The following is an 18,050-nucleotide window of genomic DNA, read 5'->3' as shown; positions in this document are numbered from 1 at the left end:
CGATCAATCAACCCAAAGAAACCCACAAAAAGGGGTTGTTACTTGGCACTGACTTTCGGCACGCTGTTGAGTTCTCAAGGAGCGGACGCGCAGACACTCGACCCTTCCGGGCTTCGTCCCTGGCGGCTTTTCTACGTTACGCCGCTCTCCGCGTCTGTCAAGCCGGGGTGCTGTGACCCTGGCCGTCCGCGTCGGGCGGCGGCGCCCAGTACGACCGTCGTTCCCCGGGAGTCGTTCCCGCGTCCCGCCAGTCGGCTGAGCGATCGGCACCCGGTCCAACCGGCGGGCCCCGGGATGTCTCCCCGCGTCCCGCCCGGTCTCGCCGGGCGCAGAGAGAAAGTTACGTGCGTGGGATGCGGGTGTCAAACCGGTACCCGGTGACGCCGGACACCCCCGCGCAACCGGCCCGTTCCCGGCTGTTTCCCCGCAGGTCAGGTCGGGATCCGGCGCTGCACGCCGGCCACGGAGCGCTTGCCGCGCCGCAGGACCAGCCAGCCTCCGGGCAGCCACGCGTCGTCCCCGGGGACGGCGTCGGGGTCGGTCACCCGCTCGTTGTTCAGGTAGGCCCCGCCCTCCTTCACCGTGCGCCGCGCCTCCGACAGGCTGGCGACCAGGCCGGTCTGCTGCATCAGCTGGGCGACGGTCGGGGTGTCACCGTCGACGGTCACGCTGCCCGCCTCGCGGAGGGCGGCGCCCAGGGTGTCCGGCCCGAGGGTGTCGAGGTCCTCCCGGCCGAACAGTGCCCGCCCGGCCGCCTCGGCCTGGCGCAGCTCGTCGGGCCCGTGCACCAGCAGCGTCAGCTCCTCGGCCAGTGCCCGCTGCGCGGCGCGCGCCGCCGGCCGCTCGGTGCTCTCGGCGACCAGGGCCTCGACCTCCTCGGTGGGTCGCTCGGAGAACAGGGGCAGCCAGGTCCGGGCGTCGGCGTCGTCGGCGTTCAGCCAGAACTGGAAGAACGCGTAGGGCGAGGTGAGCGAGGGGTCCAGCCAGACCGTGCCGCCCTCGCTCTTGCCGAACTTCGTGCCGTCGGACTTCGTCACGAGCGGGGTGGACAGCGCGTGCACCGTGGCGCCCTCGGTACGGCGGACCAGGTCGATGCCCGCGGTGAGGTTGCCCCACTGGTCGGAGCCCCCGCTCTGCAGCGTGCAGCCGTGGCGGAGGAAGAGCTCGCGGAAGTCGTTGGCCTGCAGGATCTGGTAGCTGAACTCGGTGTAGCTGATCCCGGCCTCGGAGTTCAGCCGGGCCGAGACCGCCTCCTTGGCCAGCATCCGGCCGACGCGGAAGTGCTTGCCGATCTCGCGGAGGAAGTCGATCGCGGTCAGCGGCGAGGTCCAGTCCAGGTTGTCCACGTACAGCGGCGCCCGGAGCCCGTCGCGCTCGGCCGGCAGGTCCAGGAAGGGGGCGACCTGGCGACGGATGCTGTCCACCCAGCCGGCCACCGTCCCGCGGTCGTTGAGCTGGCGCTCGGACGTGGGGCGTGGGTCGCCGATCAGCCCCGTCGCGCCGCCGACGAGCACGATCGGCTGGTGCCCGGCCCGCTGGAGGGCGCGCAGCACCATGAACTGCACGAGGTGGCCGACGTGCAGGCTCGGCGCGGTGGGGTCGAAGCCGCAGTAGTAGGTGACCGGTCCGGCCGCGAGAGCGGCGCGCAGGGCGTCCTCGTCGGTGCTCTGGGCGATCAGCCCGCGGCGGTGCAGCTCGGAGATCACATCAGTCACGGAGTCGATCCTGCCTGCCCGCCGGGCGCCGCCGCGGACCCCCTGCCCGGAACGGGCTCACCGACGCCGCTCCGGTCTCCCAGAAGCGCCACGGCAGCTCGGTCGCGACGCTGATCCCGACCCGGGGGCCGGCGGACACCGCGGCCGGTGCCGGGCCCCGGTGCAGCCGGACGGCGCTGTCCGCGGAGAGCAGGTCGGCGGCCTTGTCCCCGGGGCCGATGGCGAGGGCCTGGGTGAGCCGGGCCGGCCCCCCGGCGAGGTCCCGCGCCGTCCGGGCGGCCGGCCGGCGGGCGCGGGCCAGCTCATCCCCCGCCACGACGTCGCCGGCGCGCAGCAGCACCGCCGACCCCTCGCCCTCCCGGCCGACGACGACGTTGGCGCACCAGTGCACGCCGTAGCTGAAGTACACGTAGAGCCGCCCGGGCGGGCCGAACATGATCTCCGCGCGCGGGGTCGGGCCCCGGTGGGAGTGCGCGGCGGGGTCGGTGCCGTTCCCGGCGTAGGCCTCGACCTCGGTGAGCCGCAGCGCCACCCGCCCCTCCGGGCGGTCGGTGACCAGCCAGCAGCCGAGCAGGGTGGGCGCCACGGCGTCCGGCGGCCCGAGCAGCTCGTCGGCGGTGAGCAGCGGCCCGGGCGACGGTCCGGTCAGAGCGCCGCCGCCACGGGCGAGGACGACGCCCACTCGGTGTGCCGGCGCGCCTGCTCGGCGAGCGAGGACAGCTGTCCGGCGACCCGCTCCGGCGCGGTTCCGCCCCGCGCGCTGCGGGCCGCCAGCGCGCCGCGGACGGTGAGCACCGAGCGGACGTCGGGGGTGAGCCGCTCGTCGATGCCGGCGAGCTGGTCGTCGTCCAGCTGGTCGAGCTCGAGGCCGGCCTCCTCGCAGAAGGCGACGAGCGCACCGCTGATCTCGTGCGCCGACCGGAACGGCACGCCCTGCCGCACCAGCCACTCGGCGACGTCGGTGGCCAGGGCGAAGCCCTGCGGGGCGGCGGCCTCGAGCACCTCGGGGCGCAGCGTCAGCGTCGCCATCATGCCGGTGACCGCGGGGAGGAGGAGCAGCAGCTGCTCCATCGAGTCGAAGACCGGCTCCTTGTCCTCCTGCAGGTCCCGGTCGTAGGCCAGCGGCAGGCCCTTGAGCATGGTGAGCAGCCCGGTCAGGTTGCCCACGAACCGGCCGGACTTGCCGCGGGCCAGCTCGGCGATGTCGGGGTTCTTCTTCTGCGGCATGATCGACGACCCGGTCGCGTACGCGTCGTCGAGGCGGGCCCAGCCGAACTCGGTCGACGTCCAGAGCACGACCTCCTCCCCCAGCCGGGACAGGTGCACGCCGATCAGCGCCGCGGCGAAGCAGAACTCGGCGGCGAAGTCGCGGTCGCTGACGCCGTCGATGGAGTTGTCCGAGGCCCGGTCGAAGCCGAGCTCGGCGGCGACGGCGTCCGGGTCCAGCGGCAGTGACGAGCCCGCCAGCGCACCGGAGCCGTAGGGGCTGACGGCGGCCCGGCGGTCCCAGTCGCGCAGCCGGTCGACGTCCCGGGACAGCGCGTGGGCGTGCGCCAGCAGCTGGTGGGCGAACAGCACCGGCTGGGCGTGCTGCAGGTGCGTCATGCCCGGCGCCGCGACGTCGGCGTACCGCTCGGCCAGCCCGACCAGCGCGTACTCCAGCGAGGCGAGCTCGCCGACCAGGGTGCGGACGGAGTGCCGCAGGTACAGCCGCAGGTCGGTGGCGATCTGGTCGTTGCGGCTGCGGCCGGCGCGGAGCTTGCCGCCCAGCACGCCGAGCTTCTCCGACAGCCCCCGCTCGAGCGCCTCGTGGACGTCCTCGTCGGACTCGACCGCGACGAACGTGCCGGCCGCGACCTCGGCGGACAGCTCGGTCAGCGCGCCGAGCATCTGCTCCAGCTCGTCGTCGGCGAGCAGACCGGCCCGGTGCAGGACGCGGGCGTGCGCCCGGGAGCCGGCCAGGTCGAACGGCGCGAGCTTCCAGTCGAACGAGGTCGACTTCGACAGCGCGGCCAGCGCGGTCGAGGGGCCGCCGCCGAAGCGGCCGCCCCAGAGCCGGGTCCCCGAGGGTGCCGAGGTCACGATCAGTTCTCTCCCAGGTCTGCGTGCAGTTCGGGGTACACGGCCGGCGAGCGCTCGGCCAGCGCCCGCAGCCGGCCGGCCAGCGCCGGGCCGCCGTCGGGCGCACGGGACACGACCAGGAGAGTGTCGTCCCCCGCGATCGTGCCCAGGACGTCGGGGAGGCCCACCTTGTCCAGCGCGGAGGCGAGGAACTGCGCGGCGCCCGGCGGCGTCCGGACGACGGCCAGGTTCGCGCTGCCCTCCGCGCTGGTCAGCAGGTCGGCCAGCAGCCGGATCAGCCGCGCCGGGGCGGCCTGGGCCGGCCGCAGCGGGGCGTTCTCCGGCGGCAGCACGTAGGACGCCGGGGCGCCGTCCGAGCCACGCAGCTTGACCGCACCCAGCTCCTCCAGGTCCCGCGAGAGCGTGGCCTGCGTGACCTCGATGCCCGACTCGGCGAGCAGGGCCGCCAGCTGGCTCTGCGAGGTGACCGGCCGGTCCTCGATCAGCTCGCGGATGCGGGCCTGCCGGGCCGACCGGGTCATGGTCGAGGTCATCGGGACAGCAGCCAGACCAGCAGCGCCTTCTGGGCGTGCAGCCGGTTCTCGGCCTCGTCCCAGATCGCGCTCTGCGGCCCGTCCATCACGTCGGCCGCGATCTCCTTGCCGCGGTAGGCGGGCAGGCAGTGCAGCACCACCGCGTCGCCGGCGGCCCGGGCCAGCGCGGCGTCGTCCACGGCGTAGGGCAGGAACGGCGCGATCCGCGCCTCGTACTCGTCCTCCTGCCCCATGGACACCCAGGTGTCGGTGGCCAGGACGTCGGCGCCGTCGGCGGCGGCCGCGGGGTCGGCGGTCCACAGCACCGAGCCGCCGGTCCCGGAGGCGATCTCCTCGGAGCGCTCGAGCACGGCCTTGTCCGGCTGGTAGCCCGCCGGGGAGCCGATCCGGACGTGCATGCCGGCGGTCGCCCCGCCCAGCAGGTAGGAGTGCGCCATGTTGTTGGCGCCGTCGCCGAGGTAGGTCAGGGTCAGACCCGACAGCCGACCCTGCCGCTCGGCCACCGTCTGCAGGTCGGCCAGGATCTGGCAGGGGTGGAACTCGTCGGTGAGGGCGTTGACCACCGGCACCCGGCTGACCGCGGCCATCGCCTCGATGCGGTCCTGGCCGAAGGTGCGCCAGACGATGGCGGCGGCCTGCCGGTCGAGCACGCGGGTGGTGTCCTCGATCGGCTCACCGCGGCCCAGCTGGCTGGACCCGGCGTCGATGACCAGCGGGTACCCGCCGAGCTCGGCGACGCCGATCGAGAACGACACCCGGGTGCGCGTGGAGGGCTTGTCGAACAGCACCGCCACGGCCCGCGGGACCCCGTTCGGCGCGGCCAGCGGCGTCGGCGCCCCGGCGGTGTGCCGGGTGCGCTTCAGCTCGGCGGCCAGCGCCAGCACCTCGGCCTGCTCGGCCGGGGTGAGGTCGTCGTCGCGCAGGAAGTGCCGGGTCACTGCTGGACCGCCACGTCGAGAGCGGCGGGCAGGGCCGCGACGAAGGCGTCGACCTGCGCGTCGGTCAGCACCAGGGACGGCGCCAGCCGCAGCACGTCCGGCGCCACCGCGTTGGTCAGGAAGCCGGCGTCCCGGAGGACGGCCTCCAGCGCGGCGGCGACCGGCGCGGTCAGGACGACGCCGAGCAGGGCGCCCCGGCCCCGCACGCCGCTGACCGCCGCGTGCCCGAGGCCCTCGATGCCGGCGGTGAACCGGTGCTCGAGCTCCTTGGCCCGCTCCAGCAGCCCCTCGTCGCGGATGGTGTCCAGGACGGCCAGCGCGGCGGCCGCGGCGATCGGGTTGCCGCCGAAGGTGGAGCCGTGCGAGCCGGCCGTCATCAGCTCGGCCGCGGGCCCGAACGCCAGCGTGGCGCCGATCGGCAGGCCGCCGCCCAGGGCCTTGGCCAGGGTGATGACGTCGGGCTGCAGGCCGTCGGCCTGGTGCGCGAACCAGTGCCCGGTGCGGCCGGTGCCGGTCTGCACCTCGTCGACGGCGAACAGCGCGCCGGCGTCCCGCGCGGTCTCGGCGGCGGCGGTCAGGTAGCCGGCCGGCGCGGGCAGCACGCCGCCCTCGCCGAGCATCGGCTCCAGCAGCACCATCGCCGTCCGGTCGCCGACCGCGGCGCCCAGCGCGCCGGTGTCGCCGTAGGGCACGTACCGGACGCCGCCGGGCAGGGGGGCGAAGGCGTCGGCCTTGCCCGGCTGGCCGGTGAGCGCGAGCGCGCCCATGGTGCGGCCGTGGAAGGAGCCCTCCGCGGTGACCACCTCGGGCCGGCCGGTCAGCCGGCTGAGCTTGAACGCCGCCTCGTTGGCCTCGGCGCCGGAGTTGCAGAAGAAGACCCGCCCGGGCCGGCCGGCCAGCTCCAGCAGCCGCTCGGCGAGCAGCACCCCCGGCTCGTGCATCGCCAAGTTGGAGACGTGCCCGAGGGTCTGCGCCTGCCGGGTGATCGCCTCCACCACCCGCGGGTGGGCGTGGCCGAGGATCGTCGTGGCGATGCCGCCGAGCAGGTCGGTGTACTCGCGGCCGTCGACGTCCCAGACGGTCGCCCCCGCGCCGCGCGCGAGCGCCACCGGCGGGGTCCTGTAGTTGCCCATCATCACGGCCGACCAGCGGGTGGCCAGCTCCTCCGTGTGGGTCATGCCGGCTCCTCCCCGGTGCGGGCCGGGACCACCATGGTCCCGGTTCCCTCGGTCGTGAACATCTCCAGCAGCAGGGCGTGCGGCGCGCGGCCGTCGACCACGGTCGCGCGCTTCACCCCGCCGTTGACCGCCCGCAGGCAGGCGGCCATCTTCGGCACCATCCCGGCGTCCAGGGTCGGCAGGATCTCGGCCAGCTCGGCGGCGTCGATCTGCTGCACCAGGGAGTCGCGGTCGGGCCAGTCCGCGTAGAGCCCCTCGACGTCGGTGAGGACGACGAGCTTCACCGCGTCCAGGGCCACCGCGAGGGCGGCCGCGGCGGTGTCGGCGTTGACGTTGTGCACCACGCCGTCGGCGTCCGGCGCGACCGTGGCCACCACCGGGATGTGCCCGGACGCCAGCAGCGCACGGACCGGGGTCGGGTCGACGGCGACCACGTCACCGACCAGGCCGACGTCCACCGGCCGGCCGTCGACGAGGGCGTGCGTGCGCGCCGCGGTGAACAGGCCGCCGTCCTCGCCGGAGAGGCCGACCGCGAGCGGGCCGTGCTGGTTGACCAGGCCGACCACCTCGGGGGTGACCTGGCCGGTGAGCACCATCCGGACGACGTCGATCGTCTCGGGCGTGGTCACCCGCAGCCCGCCGCGGAACTCGCTGTCGATGCCGAGCCGGCCCAGCATCTCGGTGATCTGCGGACCCCCGCCGTGCACCACGACCGGCTGGATGCCGCAGGTGCGCAGGAAGACCATGTCCTCGGCGAAGGCCCGGCGGCACTCGTCGTCCACCATCGCGTGCCCGCCGTACTTGATGACGACGACGTTGCCGTGGAACTCCTTGAGCCACGGCAGCGCCCCGGTGAGGACGCCGACCTTGAGCCGGTCGCCCTCCGGGTCGTGGGTGCGCATCACCCGGGTCGTGCCGACCCGGCGGGGCGAGCCGAGCTCGTCGACGCGGACGTCGGGCGGGGTGGGGTCCTGGGCGGTGTCGGTGCTCATGTGGAGTAGGCCGAGTTCTCGTGCACGTAGGCGAGGGACAGGTCGTTGGTCCAGATGGTGGCCTGCTCGGTGCCGGCCCCCAGGTCCACGTCGATGGTGATGGCGCGACCGGTGAGGTCCACGCCCTCCCGCGGATCGCCGATGGCCCCGCCGCGGCAGACGGTGACCCCGTTGATCGTGACGTCGACCCGGTCGGGCTCGAAGGCGGCGTCGGTGGTGCCGATCGCGGCCAGCACCCGGCCCCAGTTGGGGTCGTTGCCGAACAGCGCCGTCTTGAGCAGGTTGTTGCGGGCGCAGGCGCGGCCGGCGGTGAGGGCGTCCTCGACGCTGGCCGCGTTGCGGACGGTGATCGCGATGTCCTTGGTCGAGCCCTCGGCGTCGGCCAGCAGCTGCATGGCCAGGTCGGTGGCCGCGGCGGTGAGCGCCTCGGTGACCTCCTCCGCGCTCGGGGTGATCCCGCTGGCGCCGGAGGCCAGGACGATCACCGTGTCGTTGGTGGACAGGCAGCCGTCGGAGTCCACCCGCTCGAAGCTGACGCTCGTCGCCTGCCCGAGCGCGGTCTGCAGCGTGCCGGCGTCCACCACCGCGTCGGTGGTGAGGACGACGAGCATCGTGGCCAGGCTGGGCGCGAGCATGCCGGCGCCCTTGGCCATGCCGCCTACGCACCAGCCGTCGCGCTGCTGCACCGTCGTCTTGGGCACGCTGTCGGTGGTCATGATCGCCAGCGCGGCGTCCGGCCCACCGTCCTCGGACAGCGCCTTCGCCGCCGCGCTGACCCCGGCGGTCAGCCGGTCCATCGGCAGCCGGACGCCGATCAGCCCGGTGGAGGCGACGGCGACGTCGATCGCGCCGATGCCCAGCTCGCCCGCCACGTGCTCGGCGGTGGCGTGGGTGTCCTGGAAGCCCGCGGTGCCGGTGCAGGCGTTGGCGCCACCGGAGTTGAGCACCACCGCCCTGGCCCGGCCGGTGGCCAGCACCTGCCGGCTCCACTGCACCGGCGCGGCCGGGAAGCGGTTGGTGGTGAAGACCGCCGCGGCGGCGTCGTCCGGGCCGTCGTTGACGACCAGGGCGACGTCGTTCGCGCCGCTGCTCTTGAGGCCGGCGGCGATCCCGGCGGCCCGGAACCCCTTCGGGGCGGTCGTCGTCACTGGGCATCCTCTGGTGCGTTGATGGTCACGGCGCGACCCCCACGAGCGGCAGGCCGGTCGTCTCGGGCAGGCCGAGGGCGAGGTTGGCGCACTGGAGAGCCGCTCCCCCGGTGCCCTTGGTGAGGTTGTCGACCGCGGCGACGACGACCAGCCGGCCGGCGTCGGGGTCGACGGCGACCTGCAGCGCGACGGTGTTGGCGCCCAGCACCTGCGCCGTCGTCGGCCACTGGCCCTCCGGGAGCAGGTGGACGAACGGCTCGTCGGCGTAGGCCTTCTCGTAGGCGGCCCGCGCGGTGCCGGCGTCGGCGCCCGGGGCCAGCCGCGCCGAGCAGGTGGCCAGGATCCCCCGGCTCATCGGCACCAGCGTCGGGGTGAAGCTGACGGTGACGTCGGAGCCGGCGGCCTGCGAGAGCCCCTGCACCATCTCCGGCGTGTGCCGGTGCACCCCGCCCACGCCGTAGGCGCTGACCGAGCCCATGACCTCGCTGCCCAGCAGGTGCGGCTTGGCCGCCTTGCCCGCGCCGCTCGTGCCGCTGGCCGCGACCACGACCACGTCCGGGTCGACCAGGCCCGCGGCCAGCGCGGGAGCCATCGCGAGGGTGACCGAGGTCGGATAGCAGCCGGGGACGGCGATCCGCCGGGCGCCGGCCAGCTGCTCCCGCTGGCCGGGCAGCTCGGGCAGGCCGTACGGCCACGTGCCCGCGTGCTCCCCGCCGTACCACCGCGCCCACGCCGCGGGGTCGTTGAGCCGGTGGTCGGCGCCGCAGTCGATGACCAGCGTGTCGTCGGAGAGCTGCGCCGCGATCGCCGCCGACTCCCCGTGCGGCAGGGCCAGGACGACGACGTCGTAGCCGGTCAGGCTCGACGCGTCGCTGGGCCGGACCTCGAGGTCGGCGTAGGGCAGCAGGTGCGGCTGCAGCTCACCCAGGCGTCGGCCGGCGCTCGAGTTGGCGTGCACCCCGGCCAAGCGGAGCTGCGGGTGCCCGGCGAGCAGCCGGCACACCTCTCCCCCCGCGTACCCGGTGGCGCCGGTGACCCCGACCGTCCACGTCTGCCCTGTCATGGTGCATGACCATACACGACCATGCATGACTGTTCATCGGGGTGTTCGGGGAGGCGGCCGGCCCACGGTGGTCTGCCGAACGTCGTGCTCTGCCCACCGGTGGGGGCAGAGCACGAGCACGCCCGGGACACCTCTCCCCGGCTCCGGCGCCCCCTGGGTCAGCCGGGCGGGTCGCCGTCCCCGGCCGAGCCGCCGTCCCCGGCCGGGCCGCCGGGCGCCGGCAGGCGGACCGGCACGGGCGTCCCCACGACGATCGACGTCGTCGTCTGCCCGTGCAGGAGGAACTGGTCGAGCACTCCCTCGAGGGCCTGGATCGAGGGCACGTGCACGCGCAGCAGGAAGCAGTCCTCGCCCGAGACGCGGTGGCACTCGGCGACCTCCGGCACCCGGGCGGCCAGCTCGGCGACCCGCGGGAGCTGGCCCGGGCCGGGGCGGACCCGCACCCACGCGGCGACGGGGAGCCCCACGGCCGCGGGATCGACGTCCAGCCGGTAGCCGCGGATGACGCCGGCCGACTCCAGCCGGGCCACCCGCTCCCGGACCGCCGGAGGCGACATCCGCACGCGGCGGGCCAGGTCGGCGGCGCTGCGCCGCGGGTCCTCGTCGAGCAGCCGCAGCAGCTCCCGGTTCACCTCGTCCAGCAGAGACCTCCCGTCCGGGAGGTCGGTGCGCACGCGAGGCGCGCGACGCGTTGCCATGCGGCCATCCTGGCCTTCGATCGCGCATGGTGCCCGCCTCCCCGGCCTCCCACGCTGGAGCCGTGCACGAGACGGGACGACGGACGGGCGTGGCGCGGGTGCCGCCGCACGCCTGGTTCGTGGTGAGCGCGGTCTTCCACTACCTCGGCCCCGCGTGGGCGGTGCTCCTCTTCGCCCGCGCGGAGGCCCTCGGCGTGGCCTGGCTCCGGATCGCCTCCGCGGCCCTGGTCTTCGCGGTGTGGCGGCGGCCCTGGCGGGTCCTGCGCGGGCTGGACGGGAGGACGCGGCGGCTGCTGCTGGCCTGGGGAGCCGTCCTCGCGGTGATGAACGCCTGCTTCTACCTGGCCATCGAGCGGCTGCCGCTGGCCACGGTGGCCGCGATCGAGTTCCTCCCCGTGGTGGCCCTGGCCGCGCTCGGCGCCCGCACCGGCCGCAACCTCGCCGCCCTCCTGGCCGCCGCGGGCGGGGTGTACCTGCTGACCGACGTGCGGCTGTCCGGGGAGCCGGCCGGGTTCGTCCTCGCCGCGGCCAACGCGCTGCTGTTCGCCGCCTACATCGTGCTGGCGCACCGGGTGGCGCGCAGCGATCGGCTGCCCGGCATCGACGGGCTCGCGCTGGCGATGCTCGTCGCCGCCGCCATGGCCCTCCCCCTGGGCATCGCCGACGCCGCCGTCGCGGCCCTCGACCCGGTCGCGCTGCTGGCCGGGCTCGGCGTCGGGGTGACCTCCTCGGTGATCCCCTACGTCTGCGACCAGTTGGCGATGGCCCGCCTCCCGCGGGCGACCTACGCGCTGCTCGTGGCCCTGCTGCCCGCGACCGCCACGGTGGTCGGCGTCATCGTGCTGGCCCAGGTGCCGAGCTTGCCCGAGGCGCTCGGCGTGGCCCTCGTCGTCGCCGCCGTGGCGCTGCACCGCCAGCCGGATCAGGCGACCGGGTCGCCGTCCCCGTAGGCGCGCAGGCGCAGCTGCCGGGCCTCGCCCTCCGGGCGCAGGCCGGCGAGCACGGCGGGGTCGTCGACGCCGGCCCGCAGGAACCGCCCCGACCACGCGTCCAGCTGCCCGGAACCGATCGCGGCGACCAGCGCCACGACGTCCTCCGGCTCGGTCCAGTCGGTGCGGTCGCGGTGGATCGACATCCGGGTGGACATGTCGGTCCGGACCACGCCCGGAGCGAGGTCGAAGGCGCTGACGCCGGTGCCGGTCAGTCCGGCGGCGAGGTCCTCGGTCAGCCGCATCAGCGCGGTCTTGCCGACCGAGTACGCGGTGTAGATCGGCCCGCCCCGGGTGGACAGGCCGCTGGCCAGGTTGACCACCCGGCCGCTGCCGCGCGCCACCATGCCCGGGACGACCGCGGACACCAGCAGGTGCGGCCCGCGGACGTGGCTGGCCACCACGGCCCACCAGTCGTCGGGGTCGGCCTGCCAGACGGGCACCTCGGCGGCGTCCATGAGCCCGGCGTTGTTGACCAGCAGGTCGATCCGGCCGAACTCGGCCTCCGCGCGGGCGACGGCGTCGGCCACCGCGGCCCGGTCGGTGACGTCGGCGGCCACGGCGAGCGTGCGGGCGCCGGTGGCCGCGGCGACGTCGTCCATCGCCGCGGCCAGCCGGTCGGCGCTGCGGGCCAGGCCCACGACCGCCGCGCCGCGGGCGGCCAGCCCGTGCGCCAGGTGCCGCCCGATCCCGGTCGAGGCCCCCGTGACCAGCGCGACCTGACCGCCCGGATCAGGCACGGAGCTCGGCCCCGGTGCGCTCGGCGGCGGCCGCGACGGCGGTGTCGCGCACCGCGGTCGCCTCCTCGCTGGTCAGCGTCCGGTCGGGCGCGCGCAGGGTCAGCGCGTAGGCGAGCGAGCGGGAGCCGGCCGGCACCGGCGGGCCGGTGTAGACGTCGAACAGCCGCAGCGACTCCAGCAGCTCCCCCGCCCCGGCGCGCAGGGCGGCGTCGACGTCGGCGGCCGGCACGTCGTCGCGGACGACGAGCGCGACGTCGACCAGCACCGGCGGGAAGGTGGACACGTACGGGCCCACGGGCACCGCGGCGGCCGGCAGCGCGTCGACGTCCAGCTCCATGACCGAGGTCCGGGCCGGCAGGTCCAGCGCCGCGCACACCCGCGGGTGCAGCTCCCCGGCGTGACCGACCACCCGCTCCCCGGCCAGCAGCTCGGCGCAGCGGCCCGGGTGCCACGGCGCGCGGTCGCCGGCGCGGACGGTCAGCTCGACCCCGGCGGCGGCGGCCACCAGCCGGGCGGCCTGCACCGCGTCGGCCCAGACCGCCGGGCGGCCCGGACCCCACCACCCGCGCGGCTCGCGGTTGCCGGCCAGCGCGATGGCCACGTGCCACGGCTGGTCGGGCACCGCCCCCAGCAGCGCCGCCAGCGTCTCGTCGTCCGGACGCCGGTCCACCCCGGGCAGCGGCGCGGGGCGGCGCACCCCGCCCGGGAAGACCGAGCCGTGCTCGAAGAGGGCGAGGTCGCGCTGCCCGCGGGAGAGGTTGCGGGCCAGCGTCGCCAGGAGGCCGGGCAGCAGCGTGGTCCGCAGCGCCGGCTCCTCCTCCGACAGCGGGTTGCGGACCAGCACGACCTGGCGGCGCGGGTCGTCGGCGGCCAGGCCCAGGGCGTCCAGCGCCGGGGTGCCGACGAAGGGGTAGGACGGCGCCTCGACGTAGCCGGCCTCGGCCAGGGCGCGGCCGACGGCCCGGCGGCGGCGCTGGGCCTCGGTGAGGCCCCGCCCGGGCGGGGCGGTGGGCAGCACCGAGGGGACGTCGTCGTAGCCGGCCAGCCGCACCACCTCCTCCACGAGGTCCGCGGGGTCGGTGAGGTCCGGGCGCCAGGACGGCGGGGTGACGGTGAACGGGTCGCCGTCCCCGTCGACCGTGCAGCCGACCGCGGCGAGCAGCTCGACGACCTGCTGCGGCGGGTACGCGACGCCCGCGACCCGGCCGGGCAGCGCGGGGTCGAGGAGGATGGCCGGCCGCGGCCCGCGGGTGTCGACGTCCACCGGGGTGCCGACGACGGTCGCGCCGCCGAACTCGCCGAGCAGGGCGGCGGCGCGGGCGAGGGCGACCATCGTCATCTCCGGGTCCACGCCGCGCTCGAAGCGCTTGGCCGCCTCGCTGGGCAGCCGGTGGCGGCGCGCGGTGCGGGCGACGCCGGTGGGCTCCCAGTGCGCCGCCTCGAGCAGGACGTTCGTCGTCCCGTCGCCGATCTCGGTCGACCCGCCACCCATGACCGCGGCCAGCCCGATCGGGCCGGTGTCGTCGGTGATGAGCAGGTCGTCGGCGTCCAGCGCGCGGTCGGCGCCGTCCAGGGTGGTCAGCCGCTCCCCCGGTCGGGCCCGGCGGACGACGATCGGCCCGGTGACCCGGTCGCGGTCGAAGGCGTGCATCGGCTGGCCGAGCTCGAGCATCACGTAGTTGGTGACGTCGACGGCCAGCGAGATGCTGCGGACGCCGGACTGGGCCAGGCGCCGGCGCATCCACCACGGCGTCGGCGCCGTCGGGTCCAGGCCCTCGAGGGCGATCATCGAGAAGCGGTCGCAGCGCCCGGCGTCCTCGACGGTGACCGCCCAGGCCGGCTCGCCCGACCAGGCCGGCGGGGTGGCCGCGCCCGGGTCGCGCCAGTCGACGCCCAGGCCCGTGCCCATCTCCCGGGCGATGCCGCGCATGGAGAGGCAGTAGCCGCGGTCGGGGGTGACCGCGAGCTCGATGACGACGTCGTCCAGCCCGACCACCGGGCCGGCCGGGGCGCCCGGCTCGGGGACGTCGTCCCCGAGCACCAGGATCCCGGCGTGGTCCTCGCCGATGCCCAGCTCCCGGGCCGAGCAGATCATCCCGTCGGAGACGTGGTCGTAGGTCTTCCGGGCGGCGATCGCGAACCCGCCGGGCAGCACCGCGCCGGGGAGGGCGACGACCACGGCGTCGCCGGTCGCGAAGTTGGTCGCGCCGCAGACGATGCCGCGCAGCTCCGGCTCGCCGGTGTCCACCCGGCAGTAGCGGATCGGCTTCTTGAAGCCGGTCAGCTCCTCGATCTCACGCACCCGCCCGACGACGAGCGGCCCGGTGACCTCCTGGGGACGGTGGATCTCCTCCACCTCGAGGCCGAGCCGCACGAAGGCGGTGTCGAGGTCCTCGACGCCCACGTCGCCGGGGAGGTCGACGTGCTCGGCCAGCCAGCCGATGGGGACCCTCACTGCTGCTCCGTCCTGCTCGTTCGCGATGCCACCGGGTGCCTCACTGCTCGGACGCGAACGCGCTGGTGAACCGCACGTCGCCCTCGACGATGTCGCGCATGTCGCCGACGCCCGACCGGAACTGCAGGGCCCGCTCGATGCCCAGGCCGAAGGCGAAGCCGCTGTACTCGTCGGGGTCCACCCCGCAGGCGACCAGCACCCGCGGGTTGACCATCCCGCAGCCGCCCCACTCGACCCAGCGCGGACCGTCGCGGTGCTCGGGGAACCAGACGTCGACCTCGGCGGAGGGCTCGGTGAACGGGAAGTACGACGGCCGCCAGCGGGTGCGCGCCCCGGCGCCGAAGAGGATCCGCGCCACGTGGTCCAGCGTGCCGCGCAGGTGCGCCATCGACAGGCCGCGGTCGACGGCCAGGCCCTCGATCTGGTGGAAGACCGGGGTGTGCGTCGCGTCGAGCTCGTCGGTCCGGTAGACCCGGCCCGGCGCGACGACGTAGATCGGCGGCGTGCGGGAGAGCATCGTGCGGGCCTGGACCGGGCTGGTGTGCGTGCGCAGCACCAGGCCGGAGTCCTCGTCCCCGCCCGGCCCGCCCGCGACGAAGAACGTGTCCATCATCGTGCGGGCCGGGTGGTCGCGGCCGATGTTGAGCGCGTCGAAGTTCAGCCACTCCGCCTCGAGCTCGGGCCCCTCGGCGACCTCGTAGCCCATGCCCACGAAGACGTCGGCGAGCCGCTCGGTCAGCGTGGTCAGCGGGTGCCGGGCGCCGCGGGGCGTGCGGTCCCAGGGCAGGGTCACGTCCACCCGCTCCTCGGCCAGCACCCGAGCGTCGCGCTCGGCCTCCAGCTCGGCCCGCCGGGTCTCGTACGCCTCGGTGACGGCGACCCGGGCGGCGTTGACCCGCTTGCCGGCGTCGGAGCGCGCGGCCGGGGGCAGCGCGCCCAGCTCGCGGCGGGCCAGCAGCACCGGGGCACGGTCGCCCAGGTGGGCGGGGCGGACGGCGGCCAGCGCGGCGAGGTCGGCCGCGGCCGCGAAGGCCTCCTCCGCCTCGGCGACCGCGGCGTCGAGGGCCTCGGCGGAGAGGGCGGCGACCTGCTTGGGGTCGTAGGGGTCGTTGGCGCCAGACACGGGAGGCCATTCTGCCCGCCGGGCCCCGGGGGTCGCGCCCGGGTTTGCCGCCGGCCCGGTCCGGCGCCGCACCGCAGGGCGCGTGCCAGCTTCCGCGCGGGGACCGCCACGCTCCCCGCGCAGCCGCGGGCCGCTCCCGACCGGGTGCTAGAACCGGGTGGACGGCGCGCACCGGGCGCACCGGTCCGGGGGTGGGTGTGGCGGTCCTGCTGGCGCTGGCCAGCGCGGTGGTCTACGGCATGGCCGACTTCGTCGGCGGCCTGGCCACCCGCCGGGCGACCGCCTTCGCGGTGGTGGCCGTCTCCCAGGCTGCGGGGCTGGCCGCGCTGCTGCTCCTGCTGCCTTGGCTCGGCGGGGCCCCGACGCTGCCGGACCTGCTGTGGGGCGCCGCCGCGGGGGTGGCCGGCGCCGCCGGGCTGGTGCTGTTCTACCGGGCGCTGGCCGGCGGCGTGATGAGCGCCGTCGCCCCGGTGACCGCGGTGTCGGCCGCGGCCGTCCCGGTCGTCGTGGGCCTGGGCTTCGGCGAGCGGCTGGCCTGGTGGGCGGCGGTCGGCATCGCGCTGGCGCTGGTCGCCGTCGTCCTGGTGGCCGCCGAGGAGGGGCTGGGGTCGCTGCGCGGCGCGCGCCCGGCCGGCCTCGCGCCCGCACTGGCCGCCGGCGCCGGGTTCGGGTTCTTCTTCGTGCTGCTGGACCCCACCCGGGAGGCCGCCGAGCTCAGCCCGCTGGTCGCTGCCCGGCTGGTGTCGGTGACGATGGTGGTGGCGGTCGCGCTGGCCGCCCGCCGGTCGCTGACCGTGCCGCGCGCGGTCCTGCCGATCGTGCTGCTGGGCGGCGCCGCCGACATGGCCGCCAACGCGCTGTTCCTCCTGGCCACGCAGCAGGGCCAGCTGGCGATCACCGGGGTGCTCGCCTCGCTGTACCCGGTGAGCACCGTGGTCCTGGCGCAGCTGGTGCTGCGCGAGCGGCTCGCGGGCACCCAGGTCGCCGGCCTGGCCGCCGCCGGCGCCGCCGTCGTCCTCATCGCGCTGCCGGCCTGACCTCGCCCTTCCGGGGCAGGCGGGCGGCGTCGGCCTCAACAGCCGGGCTCCCGCGGTCGATGTCCGATCCGTGGTCCTCTCGATCGACGACGTCCTCGCCACCGACGCCGTCCGCAGCGTCTTCCAGCCGATCATCGAGCTCGACACCGGCCGGGTCGTGGCCTACGAGGCGCTCGCCCGCGGACCGCAGGGCCCGCTGGAGCGGCCCGACGCGCTGTTCGCCGCCGCCCGCGCCGCCGGCCGGCTGGCCGAGCTGGACGCGGCCTGCCGCTCGGCCGCCCTGCGCGGCGCCGTCCGGCAGGGCCTCCGGGCGCCGGTCACCCTCTTCGTCAACGTCGAGCCGGAGGTCCTGGACACCGCGCCGCTGGGCGACCTGCTCGCCCTCGCCGACGCCGCGCCCGGCGGGCTGCGGGTGGTCCTCGAGATCACCGAGCGCGCCCTGGCCACCCGGCCCGCCGAGCTGCTGCGCACGGTGGAGCGGGTGCGCGCGGCCGGCTGGGGCGTCGCGGTGGACGACGTCGGCGCCGAGCCGCTGTCGCTGGCGTTCATGCCGCTGCTGCGTCCGGACGTCGTCAAGCTCGACCTGCGCCTGGTGCAGGAGCGGCCGGGCCCCGCGATCGCCGAGATCATGAACGCGGTCAACGCGCACGCCGAGCGCACCGGCGCCGTCGTGCTGGCCGAGGGCATCGAGGACGCCGGCCACCTGCACATGGCCCGCGCGCTCGGGGCCACGCTCGGGCAGGGCTGGCTGTTCGGCCGCCCCGGTCCGGGTCCGGTCCCCGGAGCGGTCACCGGGGCCCTCGCGCTCCCCGCCCAGGAGGCCTCTCCGCTCAGCGCGGACGCCGACCGCTCGCCGTTCGCCTGCCTGCCGCCGGCCGTCGCGCTGCGCGAGGCACCGAAGGCGCTGCTCATCGAGCTGTCCAAGCAGCTGGAGCGGGAGGCGCTGCGGCTCGGCCCGGCGTCGGTCGTGGCCGCCACCTTCCAGGAGGCCCGCCACTTCACCCCGTCCACCACCCAGCGCTACCGCGACCTGGTCGAGCGCACCGGGTTCGTCTGCGCGCTGGGCGAGGACCTGCCGGTCGAGCCCCTCCCGGGGCTGCGGGGAGCCGCCCTCGCACCGGAGGACCCGATCCGCGGCGAGTGGGACGTCGCCGTCCTCGGCCCGCACTTCGCCGCCGCGCTGCTCGCTCGCGACCTCGGCGACGACGGTCCCGACGCCGACCGCCGCTTCGAGTACGCCCTGACCTACGACCGCGACACCGTCGTCCGGGCCGCCGCCGCGCTGCTCGCCCGGGTGGCGCCGCGCCGCCCCGCGGGCGCCCGGCCGGCCGGGGTGCCCGCACCGCGCGGCGCCGAGCC

The 18,050-nt window shown here is 76.1% G+C and carries 16 protein-coding genes; 3 read left to right on the top strand and 13 right to left on the bottom strand.

Annotated elements, in window-relative coordinates; translation table 11 throughout:
* Positions 1-431: 431 nt before the first annotated feature.
* The 10 genes from tyrS to PGN05_RS23785 all read right to left on the bottom strand — a co-directional run bounded on the left by tyrS (position 432) and on the right by PGN05_RS23785 (position 10,347).
* Entirely contained in the window at positions 432-1,715 is a 1,284-nt protein-coding gene (gene tyrS, locus PGN05_RS23830) for a tyrosine--tRNA ligase (protein WP_419755064.1), read from the bottom strand.
* Positions 1,708-2,397, bottom strand: a complete 690-nt coding sequence (locus PGN05_RS23825; RefSeq protein ID WP_419755063.1) for a DNA-3-methyladenine glycosylase — start codon at positions 2,395-2,397, stop codon at positions 1,708-1,710. The genes tyrS and PGN05_RS23825 overlap by 8 nt, the downstream gene beginning before the upstream one ends.
* Positions 2,361-3,797 (bottom strand): argininosuccinate lyase, encoded by a 1,437-nt coding sequence (argH, locus tag PGN05_RS23820; RefSeq protein ID WP_419755062.1) that lies wholly within the window; start codon positions 3,795-3,797, stop codon positions 2,361-2,363. The genes PGN05_RS23825 and argH overlap by 37 nt, the downstream gene beginning before the upstream one ends.
* A 2-nt stretch (positions 3,798-3,799) precedes the next feature.
* Positions 3,800-4,330: an arginine repressor gene (locus PGN05_RS23815; protein WP_419755061.1), complete on the bottom strand. Its 531-nt coding sequence runs from the start codon at positions 4,328-4,330 to the stop codon at positions 3,800-3,802.
* Positions 4,327-5,268 (bottom strand): ornithine carbamoyltransferase, encoded by a 942-nt coding sequence (gene argF, locus PGN05_RS23810; RefSeq protein WP_419755060.1) that lies wholly within the window; start codon positions 5,266-5,268, stop codon positions 4,327-4,329. Before argF ends, PGN05_RS23815 begins: the two co-directional genes overlap by 4 nt.
* Positions 5,265-6,446 carry an acetylornithine transaminase gene (locus PGN05_RS23805; protein WP_419755059.1) on the bottom strand — a complete coding sequence of 394 codons (1,182 nt, stop codon included), beginning with the start codon at positions 6,444-6,446 and terminating at the stop codon, positions 5,265-5,267. Before PGN05_RS23805 ends, argF begins: the two co-directional genes overlap by 4 nt.
* Positions 6,443-7,438 (bottom strand): acetylglutamate kinase, encoded by a 996-nt coding sequence (gene argB, locus PGN05_RS23800; protein ID WP_419755058.1) that lies wholly within the window; start codon positions 7,436-7,438, stop codon positions 6,443-6,445. Before argB ends, PGN05_RS23805 begins: the two co-directional genes overlap by 4 nt.
* Positions 7,435-8,586 (bottom strand): bifunctional glutamate N-acetyltransferase/amino-acid acetyltransferase ArgJ, encoded by a 1,152-nt coding sequence (gene argJ, locus PGN05_RS23795; RefSeq protein ID WP_419755057.1) that lies wholly within the window; start codon positions 8,584-8,586, stop codon positions 7,435-7,437. Before argJ ends, argB begins: the two co-directional genes overlap by 4 nt.
* Positions 8,587-8,611: 25 nt before the next feature.
* A complete protein-coding gene (argC, locus tag PGN05_RS23790; RefSeq protein WP_419755056.1) occupies positions 8,612-9,649 on the bottom strand; it encodes an N-acetyl-gamma-glutamyl-phosphate reductase in 1,038 nt (345 codons plus the stop codon).
* Positions 9,650-9,807: 158 nt separating this feature from the next.
* Positions 9,808-10,347, bottom strand: a complete 540-nt coding sequence (locus PGN05_RS23785) for an Lrp/AsnC family transcriptional regulator (RefSeq protein WP_419755055.1) — start codon at positions 10,345-10,347, stop codon at positions 9,808-9,810.
* A gap of 62 nt (positions 10,348-10,409) precedes the next feature.
* Between PGN05_RS23785 and PGN05_RS23780 the strand changes: the two genes are divergently transcribed.
* Entirely contained in the window at positions 10,410-11,297 is an 888-nt protein-coding gene (locus tag PGN05_RS23780) for an EamA family transporter (protein ID WP_419755054.1), read from the top strand.
* Here the strand turns inward: PGN05_RS23780 and PGN05_RS23775 are convergent.
* The 3 genes from PGN05_RS23775 to pheS are packed head-to-tail and all read right to left on the bottom strand — an operon-like array spanning position 11,270 to position 15,654.
* Positions 11,270-12,076, bottom strand: coding sequence for an SDR family NAD(P)-dependent oxidoreductase (locus PGN05_RS23775; protein WP_419755053.1), 807 nt, complete (start codon positions 12,074-12,076; stop codon positions 11,270-11,272). The two genes, PGN05_RS23780 and PGN05_RS23775, sit on opposite strands and share 28 nt — an antisense overlap.
* The gene (gene pheT / locus PGN05_RS23770) at positions 12,069-14,531 is read right to left on the bottom strand and encodes a phenylalanine--tRNA ligase subunit beta (RefSeq protein WP_419755052.1); all 2,463 of its coding nucleotides are present in this window, start codon (positions 14,529-14,531) and stop codon (positions 12,069-12,071) included. Before pheT ends, PGN05_RS23775 begins: the two co-directional genes overlap by 8 nt.
* A 40-nt stretch (positions 14,532-14,571) precedes the next feature.
* Positions 14,572-15,654, bottom strand: coding sequence for a phenylalanine--tRNA ligase subunit alpha (pheS, locus tag PGN05_RS23765; protein WP_419755051.1), 1,083 nt, complete (start codon positions 15,652-15,654; stop codon positions 14,572-14,574).
* A gap of 191 nt (positions 15,655-15,845) precedes the next feature.
* Between pheS and PGN05_RS23760 the strand changes: the two genes are divergently transcribed.
* Positions 15,846-16,691 (top strand): EamA family transporter, encoded by an 846-nt coding sequence (locus PGN05_RS23760; protein ID WP_419755050.1) that lies wholly within the window; start codon positions 15,846-15,848, stop codon positions 16,689-16,691.
* A 70-nt stretch (positions 16,692-16,761) separates the two neighbouring features.
* The coding region (locus tag PGN05_RS23755; RefSeq protein WP_419755049.1) for an EAL domain-containing protein at positions 16,762-18,050 on the top strand (1,289 nt) is incomplete at its 3' end.

Source organism: Geodermatophilus sp. CPCC 206100 (assembly GCF_048569675.1).
GTDB lineage: Bacteria > Actinomycetota > Actinomycetes > Mycobacteriales > Geodermatophilaceae > Geodermatophilus.
This window is presented reverse-complemented; position numbering and strand designations above follow the sequence as displayed.